Here is an 18,300-nt window from a genome sequence, read left to right as displayed (position 1 = left end):
GAAGCGCCAGAAGATATCGATTGAGAGGATTTGAATGACTGACAAAATGCAAAGTTTAGCTTTAGCCCCAGTTGGCAACCTGGATTCCTACATCCGGGCAGCTAACGCGTGGCCGATGTTGTCGGCTGACGAGGAGCGGGCGCTGGCTGAAAAGCTGCATTACCATGGCGATCTGGAAGCAGCTAAAACGCTGATCCTGTCTCACCTGCGGTTTGTTGTTCATATTGCTCGTAATTATGCGGGCTATGGCCTGCCACAGGCGGATTTGATTCAGGAAGGTAACATCGGCCTGATGAAAGCAGTGCGCCGTTTTAACCCGGAAGTGGGTGTGCGCCTGGTCTCCTTCGCCGTCCACTGGATCAAAGCAGAGATCCACGAATACGTTCTGCGTAACTGGCGTATCGTCAAAGTTGCGACCACCAAAGCGCAGCGCAAACTGTTCTTCAACCTGCGTAAAACCAAGCAGCGTCTGGGCTGGTTTAACCAGGATGAAGTTGAAATGGTGGCCCGTGAACTGGGCGTAACCAGCAAAGACGTACGTGAGATGGAGTCGCGTATGGCGGCACAGGACATGACCTTTGACCTGTCTTCCGACGACGATTCCGACAGCCAGCCGATGGCTCCGGTGCTCTATCTGCAGGATAAATCATCTAACTTTGCTGACGGCATTGAAGATGATAACTGGGAAGAGCAGGCGGCAAACCGTCTGACCGACGCGATGCAAGGTCTGGACGAGCGTAGCCAGGATATCATCCGCGCGCGCTGGCTGGACGAAGACAACAAGTCCACGTTGCAGGAACTGGCTGACCGTTACGGTGTTTCCGCTGAGCGTGTGCGCCAGCTGGAAAAGAACGCGATGAAAAAATTGCGTGCTGCCATTGAAGCGTAATTTCCGCTATTAAGCAGAGAACCCTGGATGAGAATCCGGGGTTTTTGTTTTTTGGGCCTCTGCAATAATCAGTTTCCCCCTCCGGCAAAACGCCAATCCCCACGCAGATTGTTAATAAACTGTCAAAATAGCTATTCCAATATCATAAAAATCGGGTATGTTTTAGCAGAGTATGCTGCTAAAGCACGGGTAGTCATGCATAAAACGAAATAAAGTGCTGAACAACAACATCACAACACACGTAATAACCAGAAGAATGGGGATTCTCAGGATGAATATAAAGGGTAAAGCGTTACTGGCAGGATGTATCGCGCTGGCATTCAGCAATATGGCTCTGGCAGAAGATATTAAAGTCGCGGTCGTGGGCGCAATGTCCGGTCCGGTGGCCCAGTACGGTGACCAGGAGTTTACTGGTGCTGAGCAGGCGGTTGCGGATATCAATGCTAAAGGTGGTATCAAAGGCAACAAACTGCAAATCGTGAAATATGACGATGCCTGTGACCCGAAACAGGCGGTTGCGGTGGCGAACAAAGTCGTTAACGACGGCATTAAATATGTGATTGGTCACCTCTGTTCTTCATCAACGCAGCCAGCGTCAGACATCTATGAAGATGAAGGCATTTTAATGATCACCCCAGCGGCAACCGCGCCAGAGCTGACCGCTCGTGGCTATCAGCTGATCCTGCGCACTACCGGCCTGGACTCCGACCAGGGGCCGACGGCGGCGAAATATATTCTTGATAAAGTGAAACCGCAGCGTATTGCTATCGTCCACGACAAACAGCAATACGGCGAAGGTCTGGCGCGTGCGGTGCAGGACGGCCTGAAGAAAGGCAATGCTAACGTGGTGTTCTTTGATGGCATCACCGCCGGGGAAAAAGATTTCTCTACGCTGGTGGCGCGTCTGAAAAAAGAGAATATCGACTTCGTTTACTACGGCGGTTATCACCCGGAAATGGGGCAAATCCTGCGTCAGGCACGCGCGGCGGGGCTGAAAACTCAGTTTATGGGGCCGGAAGGCGTGGCTAACGTCTCGCTGTCTAACATTGCGGGCGAATCAGCGGAAGGGCTGCTGGTGACCAAGCCGAAGAACTACGATCAGGTTCCGGCGAACAAACCAATTGTTGACGCGATCAAAGCGAAGAAACAGGACCCAAGCGGCGCGTTCGTCTGGACCACCTACGCCGCGCTGCAATCTTTGCAGGCGGGTCTGAATCAGTCTGACGATCCGGCTGAAATCGCCAAATACCTGAAAGCGAACTCCGTGGATACGGTGATGGGGCCGCTGACCTGGGATGAGAAAGGCGATCTGAAAGGCTTTGAGTTCGGCGTATTTGACTGGCACGCCAACGGCACGGCGACCGATGCGAAGTAATCATTAATCGGCAACTTGGAGTTGCCGCCAAATTGCTAATATCGAGTACGTTGCTTCATGCCGGATGCGGCGTATACGCCTTATCCGGCCTACAAGATCCAAAGAAATCAGTAAATTGCAGCACACATTGTAGGCCTGATAAGCGTAGCGCATCAGGCAATTTCTCGTTGGTCGTCACTTTTGAAATCAAACTTGACGATTAACGCTTCTCCCAGCCGCCCTGTTGTGCCGTAAATCCCAGAGCCTGCATAAACGCTGTCATCACACCGCGATCTTCCACGCCAGCATCCGCCATCCACCAGCCTAAAACGCCAGGATTGGTACGCAAAACCTCTTCCAGCAGATATTGCCCCACACCGCGACGGCGGGTGACTTCCCGCACACGTAGAGAATCCAGTGCCCCCTCGGTGCCGCTTAAGGTTACCCGCACGGCCGCTAGGAGGCGCTCGTTAAAACGCGCGGCGTAGATACGGTGGTTATCGTCAACCTGTAAAGAGGAAGGGGAATACTCCGGCCAGATCTTTTGCAGGTCAATCCGGTCCTGGTCGCTAAAGTTTTCTAATCGAATGATGGTCAGCTTCATGGGTAACCCGTGTAAATCACAAAAGAGGAACCAGTGTAGCGAAATAATTTAATCGGAGGCTTTCTCTTTTTTATTTCTTTTGGCAGGTGATTAATTTTTTTTCAGCAATAATTACAAAGTTAAAACATTAGAGAATGAAAAATGTCCAGCATAATCCCCTGAATGGTAGTGAATTATTCTGCCCTTTGTTCCGTTATTTTATGCTGACAACGGTGCTTTTTTCTGTTTATCTATCAATTAATTCAGAATATTATCTGTTCTTAATCGACTGAAAAATAGGGATTTTAATCGCTATTATCACAAAATACTGCGCTAAACCCTTAATCAGACAGGTAAAAACAGCGCAGTATAAAAAAAGAACAGCCTGATTTGTTAACACATAAAAACAAAGCAACACAACATTACGAGTGGGGATTTTTGACTATGAAACGGAATGCGAAAACTATCATCGCAGGGATGATTGCACTGGCAATTTCACACACCGCTTTAGCCGACGATATTAAAGTTGCCGTTGTCGGCGCGATGTCCGGTCCGATTGCTCAGTGGGGCGATATGGAATTTAACGGCGCGCGTCAGGCCATTAAAGACATTAATGCCAAAGGGGGAATTAAGGGCGATAAGCTGGTGGGCGTGGAATATGACGACGCCTGCGATCCGAAACAAGCCGTTGCGGTCGCCAACAAAATCGTTAACGACGGCATTAAATACGTCATCGGCCATCTGTGTTCCTCCTCTACCCAGCCTGCTTCAGATATCTACGAAGACGAAGGTATTCTGATGATCTCGCCGGGAGCGACCAACCCGGAGCTGACCCAACGCGGTTATCAACACATCATGCGCACTGCCGGGCTGGACTCTTCCCAGGGGCCAACGGCGGCAAAATACATTCTTGAGACGGTGAAGCCCCAGCGCATCGCGATCATTCACGACAAACAACAGTATGGTGAAGGGCTGGCGCGTTCGGTGCAGGACGGATTGAAAGCAGCCAATGCCAACGTCGTTTTCTTCGACGGTATTACCGCCGGGGAGAAAGATTTCTCCGCGCTGATCGCCCGCCTGAAAAAAGAAAACATCGACTTCGTTTACTACGGCGGTTACTACCCGGAAATGGGGCAGATGCTGCGCCAGGCCCGTTCCGTTGGCCTGAAAACTCAGTTTATGGGGCCGGAAGGTGTGGGTAATGCGTCGTTGTCGAATATTGCTGGCGATGCTGCCGAAGGCATGTTGGTCACTATGCCAAAACGCTATGACCAGGATCCGGCAAACCAGGGCATTGTTGATGCGTTGAAAGCAGACAAGAAAGATCCGTCCGGGCCTTATGTCTGGATCACTTACGCGGCGGTGCAATCTCTGGCGACTGCCCTTGAGCGTACCGGCAGCGATGAGCCGCTGGCACTGGTGAAAGATTTAAAAGCTAACGGTGCGAACACCGTGATTGGGCCGCTGAACTGGGATGAAAAAGGCGATCTTAAGGGATTTGATTTTGGTGTCTTCCAGTGGCACGCCGACGGTTCATCCACGGCAGCCAAGTGATCATCCCACCGCCCGTGAAAAACGGGCGGGTTTAGAAAGGTTACCTTATGTCTGAGCAGTTTTTGTATTTCTTGCAGCAGATGTTTAACGGCGTCACGCTGGGCAGTACCTACGCGCTGATAGCCATCGGCTACACCATGGTTTACGGCATTATCGGCATGATCAACTTCGCCCACGGCGAGGTTTATATGATTGGTAGCTATGTCTCCTTTATGATCATCGCCGCACTGATGATGCTGGGCATTGATACCGGCTGGCTACTGGTGGCGGCGGGATTCGTCGGCGCAATCGTCATTGCCAGCGCCTACGGCTGGAGTATCGAACGGGTGGCCTATCGCCCGGTGCGTAACTCTAAGCGCCTGATTGCGCTCATTTCCGCAATCGGCATGTCCATCTTCCTGCAAAACTATGTCAGTCTGACCGAAGGTTCGCGCGACGTGGCGCTGCCCAGTCTGTTTAACGGTCAGTGGGTGGTGGGCCATAGCGAAAACTTCTCTGCCTCTATTACCACCATGCAGGCGGTGATATGGATTGTTACTTTCCTCGCCATGCTGGCGCTGACGATTTTCATTCGCTATTCCCGTATGGGGCGCGCCTGCCGTGCCTGCGCGGAAGATCTGAAAATGGCGAGCCTGCTTGGCATCAACACCGATCGGGTGATTGCGCTGACCTTTGTGATTGGCGCGGCGATGGCGGCGGTGGCGGGTGTGCTACTCGGTCAGTTCTACGGCGTCATTAACCCCTACATCGGCTTTATGGCCGGGATGAAAGCCTTTACCGCTGCGGTGCTCGGTGGGATTGGCAGCATTCCGGGAGCGATGATTGGCGGGCTGATCCTGGGGATTGCGGAGGCGCTCTCTTCTGCCTATCTGAGTACGGAATATAAAGATGTGGTCTCATTCGCCCTGCTGATTCTTGTGTTGCTGGTGATGCCGACCGGTATTCTGGGTCGCCCGGAGGTAGAGAAAGTATGAAACCGATGCATATTGCAATGGCGTTGCTCTCTGCCGCGATGTTCTTTGTCCTCGCTGGCGTCTTTATGGGCGTGCAACTGGAGCTGGATGGCACCAAACTGGTGGTCGACACGGCTTCAGACATCCGTTGGCAGTGGGTGTTTATCGGCACGGCGGTGGTCTTTTTCTTCCAGCTTTTGCGACCGGCTTTCCAGAAAGGGCTGAAAAGCGTTTCCGGACCGAAGTTTATTCTGCCCGCGATTGATGGCTCCACGGTGAAACAGAAACTGTTCCTCGTGGCGCTGTTGGTGCTTGCGGTGGCGTGGCCGTTTATGGTTTCACGCGGGACGGTGGATATTGCCACCCTGACCATGATCTACATTATCCTTGGCCTCGGGCTGAACGTGGTGGTAGGTCTTTCTGGTCTGCTGGTGCTGGGGTACGGCGGCTTTTACGCCATCGGCGCTTACACTTTTGCGCTGCTCAATCACTATTACGGTCTGGGCTTCTGGACCTGTCTGCCGATTGCCGGGTTAATGGCGGCGGCGGCGGGCTTCCTGCTCGGCTTTCCGGTGCTGCGTCTGCGCGGTGACTATCTGGCGATCGTTACCCTCGGTTTCGGCGAAATTGTGCGCATATTGCTGCTCAATAACACTGAAATCACTGGTGGCCCGAACGGAATTAGTCAGATCCCGAAACCGACTTTCTTCGGCCTCGAGTTCAGCCGTACCGCCCGCGAAGGCGGCTGGGACACGTTCAGTAATTTCTTTGGCCTGAAATACGATCCCTCCGATCGCGTTATCTTCCTGTACCTGGTGGCGTTGCTGCTGGTGGTATTAAGCCTGTTTGTCATTAACCGCCTGCTGCGGATGCCGCTGGGCCGTGCGTGGGAAGCGTTGCGTGAAGACGAGATCGCCTGCCGTTCGCTGGGCTTAAGCCCGCGTCGTATCAAGCTGACTGCCTTTACCATTAGCGCTGCGTTTGCCGGTTTTGCCGGAACGCTGTTTGCTGCGCGTCAGGGCTTTGTCAGCCCGGAATCCTTCACCTTTGCCGAATCGGCGTTTGTGCTGGCGATAGTGGTGCTTGGCGGTATGGGCTCGCAATTTGCGGTAATTCTGGCGGCAATTTTGCTGGTGGTGTCGCGCGAATTGATGCGTGATTTCAACGAATACAGCATGTTAATGCTCGGTGGTTTGATGGTGCTGATGATGATCTGGCGTCCGCAGGGCTTGCTGCCCATGACGCGCCCGCAACTGAAGCTGAAAAACGGCGCAGCGAAAGGAGAGCAGGCATGAGTCAGCCATTATTATCCGTTAACGGCCTGATGATGCGCTTCGGCGGCCTGCTGGCGGTGAACAACGTCAATCTTGAACTGTACCCGCAGGAGATCGTCTCGTTAATCGGACCTAACGGTGCCGGAAAAACCACGGTCTTCAACTGCCTGACTGGATTCTATAAACCCACCGGCGGCACTATTTTACTGCGCGATCAGCATCTGGAAGGTTTACCGGGGCAGCAAATTGCCCGCATGGGCGTGGTGCGTACCTTCCAGCATGTGCGTCTGTTCCGTGAAATGACGGTAATTGAAAACCTGCTGGTGGCACAGCATCAGCAACTGAAAACCGGGCTGTTCTCCGGCCTTTTGAAAACGCCTTCTTTCCGTCGCGCCCAGAGCGAAGCGCTCGACCGCGCCGCTACCTGGCTTGAGCGCATTGGTTTGCTGGAACATGCCAACCGTCAGGCGAGTAACCTGGCCTATGGTGACCAGCGTCGTCTGGAGATTGCCCGCTGCATGGTGACGCAGCCGGAGATTTTAATGCTCGACGAACCTGCGGCAGGTCTTAACCCGAAAGAGACGAAAGAGCTGGATGAGCTGATTGCCGAACTGCGCAATCATCACAACACCACTATCTTGTTAATTGAACACGATATGAAGCTGGTGATGGGAATTTCGGACCGAATTTACGTGGTCAATCAGGGGACGTCACTGGCAAACGGTACGCCGGAGCAAATCCGTAATAACCCGGACGTGATCCGTGCCTATTTAGGTGAGGCATAAGATGGAAAAAGTCATGTTGTCCTTTGACAAAGTCAGCGCCCACTACGGCAAAATCCAGGCGCTGCATGAGGTGAGCCTGCATATCAATCAGGGCGAGATTGTCACCCTTATTGGCGCGAACGGGGCGGGGAAAACCACCTTGCTCGGCACATTATGCGGCGACCCGCGCGCCACCAGCGGGCGAATTGTGTTTGATGATAAAGACATTACCGACTGGCAGACGGCGAAAATCATGCGCGAAGCGGTGGCGATTGTCCCGGAAGGGCGTCGTGTTTTCTCGCGGATGACGGTGGAAGAGAACCTGGCGATGGGCGGTTTTTTTGCTGAACGTGACCAGTTCCAGGAACGCATAAAGTGGGTGTATGAACTGTTTCCGCGTCTCCATGAACGCCGTGTTCAGCGGGCGGGCACCATGTCCGGCGGTGAGCAGCAGATGCTGGCGATTGGTCGCGCGCTGATGAGCAACCCGCGTTTATTGTTGCTTGATGAGCCATCGCTCGGTCTTGCGCCGATTATCATCCAGCAAATTTTCGACACCATCGAGCAGCTGCGTGAGCAGGGGATGACCATCTTCCTCGTCGAGCAGAACGCCAACCAGGCGCTAAAGCTGGCGGATCGCGGCTACGTGCTGGAAAACGGTCATGTAGTGCTCTCCGATACCGGCGACGCGCTGCTGGCGAATGAAGCGGTGAGAAGTGCGTATTTAGGCGGGTAATAACACGTTGATTGATAAGGAGTCAAAAGACTCCTTTGAGACAGGTTACAAATGTAAAATTGCCTGATGCGCTGCGCTTATCAGGCCTACTGGGTGAGTTGCAATATATTGAATTTGCACGATCTTGTAGGCCGGATAAGGCGTTTACGCCGCATCCGGCATGAAACGATGAGCAATCTGTAGAGTTTGATTCAGACCTTCTATTTTTCCCGCTTATCCGTGCCCCATCTCCCATTTTCCCTCACCCGTACCGTCACCGCCTTGTCATCTTTCTGACACCTTACTATCTTACAAATGTAACAAAAAAGTTATTTTTCTGTAATTCGAGCATGTCATGTTACCCCGCGAGCATAAAACGCGTGAATTCGCGCATTCGGTACAACAAGAGAGATAAACGATGAAACCGTTACATTATACAGCTTCAGCACTGGCGCTCGGACTGGCGTTAATGGGGAATGCACAGGCAGTGACGACCATTCCGTTCTGGCATTCTATGGAAGGGGAACTGGGTAAAGAGGTGGATTCTCTGGCCCAACGTTTTAACGCCGAAAACCCGGATTACAAAATTGTACCGACCTATAAAGGCAACTACGAACAGAATTTAAGCGCGGGGATTGCCGCATTTCGTACCGGCAACGCGCCTGCTATTTTGCAGGTTTATGAAGTTGGCACCGCCACCATGATGGCGTCGAAAGCCATTAAACCAGTATATGACGTGTTTAAAGAGGCGGGGATTCAGTTCGATGAGTCGCAGTTTGTGCCGACGGTTTCAGGTTACTACTCCGACAGCAAAACCGGCCACTTACTCTCCCAGCCGTTCAACAGCTCGACTCCCGTTCTCTATTACAACAAAGACGCCTTCAAGAAAGCCGGTTTAGACCCGGAACAGCCGCCGAAAACCTGGCAGGATCTGGCGGACTATGCCGCGAAACTGAAAGCCTCCGGTATGAAGTGCGGCTACGCCAGCGGCTGGCAGGGCTGGATCCAACTGGAAAACTTTAGCGCCTGGAACGGTCTGCCGTTTGCCAGCAAAAACAACGGCTTTGACGGCACAGACGCGGTGCTGGAGTTCAACAAGCCGGAGCAGGTGAAACACATCACTATGCTCGAAGAGATGAACAAGAAGGGCGATTTCAGCTACGTCGGGCGTAAGGATGAATCCACTGAGAAGTTCTATAACGGTGATTGCGCGATGACCACTGCCTCTTCCGGTTCTCTTGCCAACATTCGCGAGTACGCCAAATTTAACTACGGCGTAGGCATGATGCCTTACGACGCCGATGCGAAAGATGCACCGCAAAATGCCATTATCGGTGGAGCCAGCCTGTGGGTAATGCAGGGTAAAGATAAAGAAACTTATACGGGTGTGGCGAAGTTCCTCGACTTCCTCGCGAAGCCAGAAAACGCTGCCGAGTGGCATCAGAAAACTGGTTATCTGCCAATCACCAAAGCGGCGTATGACCTGACCCGTGAGCAGGGCTTTTATGAGAAAAACCCAGGGGCGGATACCGCGACGCGTCAGATGCTGAACAAGCCGCCGTTGCCGTTCACCAAAGGGTTGCGTCTGGGCAATATGCCGCAGATCCGCGTGATTGTGGATGAAGAGCTGGAGAGCGTGTGGACCGGTAAGAAGACGCCACAGCAGGCGCTGGATACTGCCGTTGAGCGTGGAAATCAGTTGCTGCGCCGTTTTGAGAAATCGACGAAGTCTTAATCAGTGTAATGTCGGATGCGTTTCGCTTATCTGACCTGGCATCGCGTGTAGGCCGGATAAGCGAAGCGCATCCGGCACAGTTCAGGAATTAACCGTAATGTCATCATCCCGTCCGGTGTTCCGCTCGCGCTGGCTGCCTTATTTGCTGGTCGCGCCGCAGCTCATCATCACCGTTATCTTTTTTATCTGGCCTGCGGGCGAAGCGTTGTGGTACTCGCTACAAAGCGTCGATCCGTTTGGTTTCTCCAGCCAGTTTGTCGGCCTGGATAACTTCGTCACGTTGTTTCATGACAGCTACTATCTCGACTCCTTCTGGACGACGATAAAATTCAGCACCTTTGTCACCGTCAGCGGTTTGCTGGTATCGCTGTTCTTCGCAGCGCTGGTGGAGTACATCGTGCGCGGCAGCCGTTTATATCAAACCTTAATGCTGCTGCCGTATGCCGTGGCTCCCGCCGTTGCCGCCGTATTATGGATCTTCCTGTTTAACCCCGGTCGCGGGCTGATCACCCATTTTCTCGCTGAGTTCGGCTACGACTGGAACCACGCGCAAAACAGCGGTCAGGCGATGTTTCTGGTGGTGTTTGCCTCGGTGTGGAAGCAAATTAGCTACAACTTCCTGTTCTTCTATGCCGCGCTGCAATCCATACCCCGTTCGTTGATCGAAGCCGCAGCCATCGACGGTGCAGGCCCGATTCGCCGCTTCTTTAAGATTGCGCTGCCGCTTATCGCTCCGGTGAGTTTCTTCCTGCTGGTGGTGAACCTGGTATACGCCTTCTTCGACACCTTCCCGGTGATCGACGCCGCCACGTCCGGCGGGCCGGTTCAGGCCACCACGACGCTGATTTATAAGATTTACCGCGAAGGCTTTACCGGACTGGATCTGGCTTCGTCTGCCGCGCAGTCGGTGGTGTTGATGTTCCTCGTCATCGTGCTGACGGTGGTGCAGTTCCGCTATGTTGAAAGCAAGGTGCGTTACCAATGATTGAGAACCGTCCGTGGCTGACAATATTCAGCCATACCATGCTGATCCTCGGGATCGCGGTGATCCTCTTCCCGCTGTACGTGGCGTTTGTCGCGGCGACGCTGGATAAACAGGCCGTCTACGCCGCGCCGATGACGCTCATCCCCGGCACGCATCTGCTGGAAAATATCCACAACATCTGGGTAAACGGGGTAGGTACGAATAGCGCGCCGTTCTGGCGGATGTTGCTTAACAGCTTTGTGATGGCGTTTAGCATTACGCTCGGCAAAATTACCGTCTCGATGCTCTCGGCATTTGCCATTGTCTGGTTTCGTTTTCCGCTGCGTAACCTCTTCTTCTGGATGATTTTTATTACTCTGATGTTGCCGGTTGAAGTGCGTATTTTCCCGACGGTGGAAGTCATCGCCAATCTGAAGATGCTCGACAGCTACGCCGGCTTAACGCTGCCGCTGATGGCCTCGGCGACCGCCACCTTCCTGTTCCGCCAGTTCTTTATGACGCTGCCGGATGAGCTGGTGGAAGCCGCGCGGATCGACGGCGCATCACCAATGCGTTTCTTTTGCGACATCGTTTTTCCGCTGTCCAAAACCAATCTGGCGGCGCTGTTTGTGATCACCTTTATCTACGGCTGGAACCAGTATTTGTGGCCGTTGTTGATTATTACCGACGTGGATCTAGGCACCACCGTGGCAGGGATTAAAGGGATGATCGCCACAGGCGAAGGCACCACGGAATGGAACTCGGTGATGGCGGCGATGTTGTTAACCCTGATCCCACCAGTAGTGATTGTTTTAGTGATGCAGCGTGCCTTCGTGCGCGGCCTGGTCGATAGTGAGAAATAAGATGGCAGGACTGAAATTACAGGCAGTAACCAAAAGCTGGGATGGCAAAACCCAGGTGATTAAACCGCTGACCCTTGATGTGGCGGATGGCGAATTTATCGTGATGGTCGGGCCGTCTGGCTGCGGGAAATCGACGCTGCTGCGCATGGTTGCCGGGTTGGAGCGGGTGACGGAAGGCGATATCTGGATCAACGACCAGCGGGTGACCGAAATGGAGCCGAAAGATCGCGGGATTGCGATGGTGTTCCAGAACTACGCGCTTTATCCGCATATGAGCGTCGAAGAAAACATGGCGTGGGGGCTGAAAATTCGCGGCATGGGCAAGCAGCAAATTGCCGAGCGCGTTAAAGAAGCGGCGCGCATTCTGGAGCTGGACGGTCTGCTCAAACGTCGCCCGCGCGAGCTTTCCGGCGGTCAGCGCCAGCGTGTGGCGATGGGCCGCGCGATTGTGCGCGATCCGTCGGTGTTCTTGTTTGATGAGCCGCTCTCTAACCTCGATGCCAAGCTGCGCGTGCAGATGCGTCTTGAACTGCAACAGTTGCACCGTCGCCTGAAAACGACTTCACTCTACGTTACCCACGATCAGGTTGAGGCGATGACGCTCGCCCAGCGAGTAATGGTGATGAACGGCGGCGTTGCCGAACAGATTGGCACGCCAGTTGAAGTGTACGAAAAGCCCGCCAGCCTGTTTGTAGCGAGTTTTATCGGCAGCCCGGCGATGAATCTGCTGGCAGGGCGTGTGAATAACGAAGGCACGCATTTCGAACTGGACGGCGGTATCGCGCTGCCGCTAAACGGTGGCTACCGTCAGTATGCTGGACGTAAAATGACTCTCGGCATTCGCCCGGAACATATTACGCTACGTTCGCAGGCTGAAGGTGGCGTGCCGCTGGTGATGGACACGCTGGAGATCCTCGGCGCAGATAACCTGGCGCACGGACGCTGGGGCGAACAGAAGCTGGTGGTGCGACTGGCGCATCAGGAGCGCCCGACGGCAGGCAGCACGCTGTGGCTGCATCTGCCGGAAAATCAGCTGCATCTTTTTGATGGTGAAACAGGACAACGAGTATGAGTAACTGGCCTTATCCCCGCATCGTCGCCCATCGTGGCGGCGGTAAACTGGCCCCGGAGAACACCCTGGCGGCAATCGACGTGGGGGCAAAATACGGTCATAAGATGATCGAATTTGACGCGAAGTTATCGAAGGATGGCGAGATCTTCTTGCTCCATGACGACAATCTCGAACGCACCAGCAACGGCTGGGGCGTCGCGGGTGAACTGAACTGGCAGGATTTACTGCGCGTGGATGCGGGCAGTTGGTACAGCAAAGCGTTTAAAGGTGAGCCGCTGCCGTTGCTTTCGCAGGTGGCGGAACGCTGTCGTGAACACGGGATGATGGCGAATATCGAAATCAAGCCCACCACTGGCACCGGGCCATTAACGGGCAAAATGGTGGCGCTGGCTGCACGCGAACTGTGGGCTGGTATGACGTCGCCGCTGCTGTCATCGTTTGAGATTGATGCTTTAGAAGCCGCGCAACAAGCAGTACCAGAACTGCCGCGCGGTTTATTGCTTGATGAGTGGCGCGACGACTGGCGAGAACTGACCGCGCGGCTGGGCTGCGTCTCTATTCATCTCAATCATAAGTTGCTCGATAAAGCGCGAGTGATGCAGTTGAAAGACGCCGGATTACGGATTCTGGTTTATACCGTCAATAAACCCCAGCGCGCGGCAGAGTTGCTGCGCTGGGGCGTGGATTGCATCTGTACCGATGCGATTGATGTGATTGGTCCGAACTTTACGGCCCAATAGTTTTCAACGGTATATCAGGCTGCGGCGTGCCGGGCTGATTCAGCATGTCGCCGTTTCTCCTCTCCGGCAACATATGCTGCTGATTCAACGAACTATCCGGATTACGGTTGCTGTTTAACATCCCGCCATTGGTGTTGGGCAGCATTTGCTGCCGGGCGGGATTTCGCTCCCCCGGCTGTGACTGCAACACCCGCTGAGAATTATTGTTTATCTGGTTTTCTAAATGCTGTTGTTGCAGCTGCGTTTGCGTTTTCAGTTGCTGATTCAGCATCCCTTTTTGCTGGATTTGCTGCGTTTGCATTTGGGTTTGCATCCGCTGCTGGCTGGGGATCTGATATCCCGGCTGGTTGGGGTTGTTCAGAGTATTAATGGGCTGTGCAAAGCCGACAAACGGCAGGAGTGCCGTAAGAATCAGAAGTCGTTTCATCGCGTATCCTCCTCTGAAGATATCCTTTAAGTTTACTCGCTTCCCGGCAAAACGATGATTAATTCAGAGTTATATACCAGGCTTAGCTGGGGTTGCCCCTTAATCTCTGGAGAATAACGATGATAAAACCGACGTTTTTACGCCGGGTGGCCATTGCTGCTCTGCTCTCAGGAAGTTGTTTTAGCGCCTCCGCCGCGCCTCCTCCGCCACCTGTTTCTTATGGCGTGGAGGAAGATGTCTTCCATCCGGTACGCGCGAAACAGGGGATGGTGGCGTCTGTAGATGCTACTGCCACTCAGGTGGGGGTGGATATCCTCAAGGAGGGCGGGAATGCCGTTGATGCCGCCGTGGCTGTGGGCTACGCGCTGGCGGTAACGCATCCGCAGGCAGGGAATCTGGGCGGTGGTGGTTTTATGCTGATCCGCTCGAAAAATGGCAATACCACCGCTATCGATTTCCGCGAAATGGCACCCGCCAAAGCGACCCGCGATATGTTCCTCGATGACCAGGGCAACCCGGACAGCAAAAAATCACTCACTTCGCATCTGGCCTCCGGTACGCCAGGTACGGTCGCAGGTTTCTCGCTGGCGCTGGAGAAGTACGGCACCATGCCGTTAAATAAAGTGGTGCAGCCGGCGTTTAAACTGGCACGCGATGGTTTTATCGTTAATGACGCGCTGGCTGACGATCTCAAAACCTACGGTAGCGAAGTGTTGCCGAATCACGAAAACAGCAAGGCTATCTTCTGGAAAGAGGGCGCGCCGCTGAAAAAGGGCGACAAGCTGGTGCAGGCGAACCTGGCAAAGAGCCTGGAGATGATTGCCGAAAACGGCCCGGACGAATTCTACAAAGGCACAATAGCGGAGCAGATCGCTCAGGAGATGCAGAAAAACGGTGGCTTGATCACTAAAGAAGATTTAGCGGCGTATAAAGCGGTCGAACGTACACCGATTAGCGGCGAATATCGCGGGTATCAGGTTTACTCGATGCCACCGCCATCTTCCGGTGGGATTCATATCGTGCAGATCCTCAATATCCTGGAAAACTTCGATATGCAGAAATACGGCTTTGGCAGCGCCGATGCGATGCAAATCATGGCAGAAGCGGAGAAATACGCCTACGCCGACCGCTCGGAATATCTTGGCGATCCGGATTTTGTGAAAGTCCCGTGGCAGGCGCTGACCAATAAAGCCTATGCCAAATCTATTGCCGATCAAATTGATATCAATAAAGCGAAGCCATCCAGCGAAATTCGCCCCGGCAAGCTTGCGCCTTATGAGAGTAATCAAACTACCCATTACTCAGTGGTGGATAAAGACGGCAACGCGGTGGCGGTGACCTATACGCTGAACACCACCTTCGGTACGGGCATTGTCGCGGGCGAGAGCGGTATTCTGCTTAATAACCAGATGGATGATTTCTCCGCCAAACCGGGCGTACCGAACGTTTACGGGCTGGTGGGCGGTGATGCCAACGCGGTCGGGCCGAACAAACGCCCGCTGTCGTCGATGTCACCAACCATTGTGGTGAAAGACGGTAAAACCTGGCTGGTTACCGGTAGCCCTGGCGGGAGTCGGATTATTACCACCGTGCTGCAAATGGTGGTGAATAGCATCGATTATGGCATGAATGTCGCTGAAGCGACCAATGCACCGCGTTTCCACCATCAATGGTTGCCGGACGAGCTGCGTGTCGAAAAAGGGTTTAGCCCGGATACGCTCAAGCTGCTGGAAGCAAAAGGTCAGAAAGTGGCGCTGAAAGAGGCGATGGGCAGTACACAAAGCATTATGGTTGGGCCGGACGGTGAGCTGTACGGTGCATCCGATCCGCGCTCGGTGGATGATTTAACGGCGGGGTATTAAGGTTAGCGGCCCTCTTCGTGGGAAGAGGGCCGTATTGTCAGGGCAAGCCGAAGGTAGCCTTTTTTATTTCATAATCCTGTAGATATTCTTCCAGCGGCTTTGCCGTTCCAAGGGAATGAATTTCACCACTGTCTTTATCAATAATAAAAGGTGCGTTACCGGATAAACGCGCGGCCTCATCACCAGTTTCGAGAAATTCTCGTGCTTCGAAACAGAAATACCAGCCCTGGCTAAAGCGTCCATGTAGAGTAATGACGACGGCGAGATCTGCATCATCAAGGTAATGGTTCGCTTTCGCGAATGCGTCGTGATAAGTAATCATAATTATAATAAATATTATTGTTGATCGTTATATTATTATTCTTGCGTTATACTTTGAGAAAAGACGCGTTCATCTTCGTCAAATATATTATTAAATGCTGGTTTTGAAAAAAGTTCATCGGATAATATACAGTCACGAAATAAGTATCTGCTAATATTTTGTGATTTCTTTTTCAGAACGTCGAACGGGATTTTCTTATTTAAGATATCAGAATCTTATGATTCGGGTGAAGTTCTAACTAAATCAACATGTCACTAAAATCATCATAGCCATTAGCTATTTCGGCTAAAATAGAGATTACATGTCTTCGGTCCATCTCACTTAAGGAGTGTAGTTCCGTTGTAAGTTTTTCCATAGCTTGCATTGCTAAGTTTCGAACAAGGAATTTTCTGCTGGTAATCTCTAAAAAGATGGCATGGTTTACAATGATTTTTGTTACCTTTTGATTATTATGAACAACTGTCCATGATTTCGTTTAAGAATGAAGAGAAATCACTAAACGAACTGAATATATTTTCGGTGCCAATATTATCTCTAATTTCAAAAAAGTTACTTTTAATGTCATAAGTAAATATTGAAATGCTATCATCCCCGATCACTAACCGTTCTTGTAGATCAGGGTTTATGAAATCATCATTATTTCTATAAAATTCATTTACGGTAAAAAGGTTTTTAACTGAAGGTTCTGGAATCGAGAGGCTAAATAATCGTAATCCATTAACTTCGAATCCATCCATTGCTCTTAAAAAATTAAGATAATCAGGTTGATTATTAAAAAGAATACTAACTTCATTACATAATTTCTCCAGGCAATTAGTTGAATTAGAATTAAATTCTATTTGGATTATACTTTCAATAAATGATTCCTTGAGCGGTGCTTCAAATGGATAGTCTAAATCATTCATCATTTTTTTTAATTTATTTATTTGGGTTTTAGTCATCATTTTGTGGGTTCCATAATATTTTTCATGGGAGGATAAATTGAGCCAGATGGAATGGCCCAGGGAGTGATTTTGCTTTCACCTACTAATACTCCCTTAGCTATTCGTGATTGCATGTTAGTAAAAACTTTATGATATGGTTCGTTTTCGATTAATACTAAATTTTCGAAATCATTAGTACCACCATCATCTAGAGATAGTTTATGGTGAACATTATAATTTAGAGGAACATTGCCCTTTCTCATTCTTAAAAGGTCTTCGGCGTTGAATCTTTCAGATGCTTCGGAGGTTTTTGCAAGTTTGATAAGAAAATTTTTTCTTACAGTTTTATTAAACTCCTTTCGTAAGTTAGCTAAGTCTTTTGAAGGTCTCTTAATGTATATTATTTCTATTATGTCTATACCATCAAGAAGTTTTTGTTGACCTCTAAGTTTGCCTAAGTAACTATTTATTTCTGTATATGTATCAACATTAGAACGCTTTGTTAAAAGAATAGATGCTGTTGCTATCGCTATGCCCGCTGTTTTTTCATTTAGTATTTGATCATAGCCTTTTATTGCATCTCCACCCAGTTTTTCCGCAGTATCTCTGAATCCTTCAATGTTCCCATTGTATACGCCACCAGCAGCAAGTAGCCTGCCAATAGCTTTGCTGTTTAACGTTTTGAAACGATTATTTGTTTGGTTTTTTGAATTTGGTAAAAACAAACAGTTATAATTTTCAGGGAGTGCCAAATAGCTGAACTCGGTATTTGCGATAAGATGTTGACAGAGGATAAATTCATAACTAACAGTTAATGTTTCTGTATCCAGTTGATTTTCAATGATCTGATGATGAATAGCCGATAAAAAAGCGCCTCTTAGTTGTATATAATAATACTTTTCCCATCTACCAAATCTATTTATTCGATAGAAGTCAAATTCCATAAATAATTGTTCATTATTGTTAATGGAATTAATAAATAATGGAGTGCTTTTATCAATTAATTTACAAAATGTTATACCATGGAACTGTGAACCAAGCCCCGTATTAGTAATACTATTTAAGAGTGAGAATGTAAATATTTCATCCTCATGCCCGCTCTGCCAGCGATTACCTGTAGACTCAGAAGTCCCACAACCTGCGGAGATGCTTCCTTGTTGTTCTCCCGTTACTGTCAGGTAAACAATATTACTCATCCATGAAAAGTCCTTTTATGGCATGCTATTTTATCAATGGCACTATTATGCTTGTTAATTGTTATTTATTTACTCCAGGAAATTGTAGGCGTATATATTAAAAAATAAAA

18 protein-coding genes and 1 pseudogene are annotated in these 18,300 nt (G+C 50.9%); 13 read left to right on the top strand and 6 right to left on the bottom strand.

The window, feature by feature from the left end:
• Positions 1–34 precede the first annotated feature (34 nt).
• Positions 35–889 (top strand): RNA polymerase sigma factor RpoH, encoded by an 855-nt coding sequence (gene rpoH / locus G434_RS11175; RefSeq protein WP_000130217.1) that lies wholly within the window; start codon positions 35–37, stop codon positions 887–889.
• 271 nt (positions 890–1,160) lie between these two features.
• A complete protein-coding gene (gene livJ / locus G434_RS11180; RefSeq protein WP_001021986.1) occupies positions 1,161–2,264 on the top strand; it encodes a branched chain amino acid ABC transporter substrate-binding protein LivJ in 1,104 nt (367 codons plus the stop codon).
• Positions 2,265–2,463: 199 nt separating this feature from the next.
• On the opposite strand, the gene panM is transcribed toward livJ, so the two are convergent.
• On the bottom strand, positions 2,464–2,847 hold the full coding sequence (gene panM, locus G434_RS11185; RefSeq protein ID WP_000778800.1) for an aspartate 1-decarboxylase autocleavage activator PanM: 384 nt from the start codon (positions 2,845–2,847) through the stop codon (positions 2,464–2,466).
• 423 nt (positions 2,848–3,270) lie between these two features.
• On the opposite strand from panM, the gene livK reads away from it, so the two are divergent.
• The 10 genes from livK (at position 3,271) to ugpQ (ending at position 13,460) form a co-directional block, all read left to right on the top strand.
• Entirely contained in the window at positions 3,271–4,380 is a 1,110-nt protein-coding gene (gene livK, locus G434_RS11190) for a high-affinity branched-chain amino acid ABC transporter substrate-binding protein LivK (protein WP_001301528.1), read from the top strand.
• 47 nt (positions 4,381–4,427) lie between these two features.
• Positions 4,428–5,354: a high-affinity branched-chain amino acid ABC transporter permease LivH gene (gene livH / locus G434_RS11195; protein WP_001295097.1), complete on the top strand. Its 927-nt coding sequence runs from the start codon at positions 4,428–4,430 to the stop codon at positions 5,352–5,354.
• Positions 5,351–6,628, top strand: coding sequence for a branched chain amino acid ABC transporter permease LivM (livM, locus tag G434_RS11200; protein WP_000803797.1), 1,278 nt, complete (start codon positions 5,351–5,353; stop codon positions 6,626–6,628). Before livH ends, livM begins: the two co-directional genes overlap by 4 nt.
• Positions 6,625–7,392 (top strand): high-affinity branched-chain amino acid ABC transporter ATP-binding protein LivG, encoded by a 768-nt coding sequence (livG, locus tag G434_RS11205; protein WP_016238967.1) that lies wholly within the window; start codon positions 6,625–6,627, stop codon positions 7,390–7,392. The genes livM and livG overlap by 4 nt, the downstream gene beginning before the upstream one ends.
• 1 nt (position 7,393) lies before the next feature.
• Positions 7,394–8,107 carry a high-affinity branched-chain amino acid ABC transporter ATP-binding protein LivF gene (livF, locus tag G434_RS11210; RefSeq protein WP_000416895.1) on the top strand — a complete coding sequence of 238 codons (714 nt, stop codon included), beginning with the start codon at positions 7,394–7,396 and terminating at the stop codon, positions 8,105–8,107.
• Positions 8,108–8,504: 397 nt separating this feature from the next.
• Positions 8,505–9,821 (top strand): sn-glycerol-3-phosphate ABC transporter substrate-binding protein UgpB, encoded by a 1,317-nt coding sequence (gene ugpB / locus G434_RS11215; protein WP_000803197.1) that lies wholly within the window; start codon positions 8,505–8,507, stop codon positions 9,819–9,821.
• A gap of 97 nt (positions 9,822–9,918) precedes the next feature.
• Positions 9,919–10,806 carry a sn-glycerol-3-phosphate ABC transporter permease UgpA gene (ugpA, locus tag G434_RS11220; protein ID WP_000099292.1) on the top strand — a complete coding sequence of 296 codons (888 nt, stop codon included), beginning with the start codon at positions 9,919–9,921 and terminating at the stop codon, positions 10,804–10,806.
• Positions 10,803–11,648 carry a sn-glycerol-3-phosphate ABC transporter permease UgpE gene (gene ugpE, locus G434_RS11225; protein WP_000572164.1) on the top strand — a complete coding sequence of 282 codons (846 nt, stop codon included), beginning with the start codon at positions 10,803–10,805 and terminating at the stop codon, positions 11,646–11,648. The genes ugpA and ugpE overlap by 4 nt, the downstream gene beginning before the upstream one ends.
• Position 11,649: 1 nt before the next feature.
• On the top strand, positions 11,650–12,720 hold the full coding sequence (gene ugpC / locus G434_RS11230) for a sn-glycerol 3-phosphate ABC transporter ATP binding protein UgpC (protein ID WP_000907805.1): 1,071 nt from the start codon (positions 11,650–11,652) through the stop codon (positions 12,718–12,720).
• Positions 12,717–13,460, top strand: coding sequence for a glycerophosphodiester phosphodiesterase (gene ugpQ / locus G434_RS11235; RefSeq protein ID WP_000073586.1), 744 nt, complete (start codon positions 12,717–12,719; stop codon positions 13,458–13,460). The genes ugpC and ugpQ overlap by 4 nt, the downstream gene beginning before the upstream one ends.
• Here ugpQ and G434_RS11240 read toward each other — a convergent pair.
• The gene (locus G434_RS11240) at positions 13,447–13,887 is read right to left on the bottom strand and encodes a DUF2756 family protein (protein WP_000825994.1); all 441 of its coding nucleotides are present in this window, start codon (positions 13,885–13,887) and stop codon (positions 13,447–13,449) included. The genes ugpQ and G434_RS11240 overlap by 14 nt on opposite strands.
• Before the next feature lie 119 nt (positions 13,888–14,006).
• Here G434_RS11240 and ggt point away from each other — a divergent pair, with 119 nt between their 5' ends.
• Positions 14,007–15,749, top strand: coding sequence for a gamma-glutamyltransferase (gene ggt, locus G434_RS11245; RefSeq protein ID WP_000595115.1), 1,743 nt, complete (start codon positions 14,007–14,009; stop codon positions 15,747–15,749).
• 37 nt (positions 15,750–15,786) lie between these two features.
• Here ggt and G434_RS11250 read toward each other — a convergent pair whose 3' ends face one another.
• The 4 genes and pseudogenes from G434_RS11250 to tssD form a co-directional block, all read right to left on the bottom strand.
• Positions 15,787–16,071 (bottom strand): YrhB family protein, encoded by a 285-nt coding sequence (locus G434_RS11250; protein ID WP_000634154.1) that lies wholly within the window; start codon positions 16,069–16,071, stop codon positions 15,787–15,789.
• 241 nt (positions 16,072–16,312) lie between these two features.
• Positions 16,313–16,426 (bottom strand): annotated as a pseudogene (locus tag G434_RS29870) (hypothetical protein); the annotation flags it as partial.
• A 94-nt stretch (positions 16,427–16,520) separates the two neighbouring features.
• A complete protein-coding gene (gene yrhA, locus G434_RS11255) occupies positions 16,521–17,015 on the bottom strand; it encodes a protein YrhA (protein WP_000988504.1) in 495 nt (164 codons plus the stop codon).
• A complete protein-coding gene (gene tssD / locus G434_RS11260) occupies positions 17,012–18,190 on the bottom strand; it encodes a type VI secretion system tube protein TssD (RefSeq protein ID WP_000065916.1) in 1,179 nt (392 codons plus the stop codon). Before tssD ends, yrhA begins: the two co-directional genes overlap by 4 nt.
• Between the last annotated feature and the right edge of the window lie 110 nt (positions 18,191–18,300).

This window comes from Escherichia sp. KTE172, from assembly GCF_000408845.1.
Classification (GTDB): Bacteria; Pseudomonadota; Gammaproteobacteria; order Enterobacterales; family Enterobacteriaceae; genus Escherichia; species Escherichia coli.
This window is presented reverse-complemented; position numbering and strand designations above follow the sequence as displayed.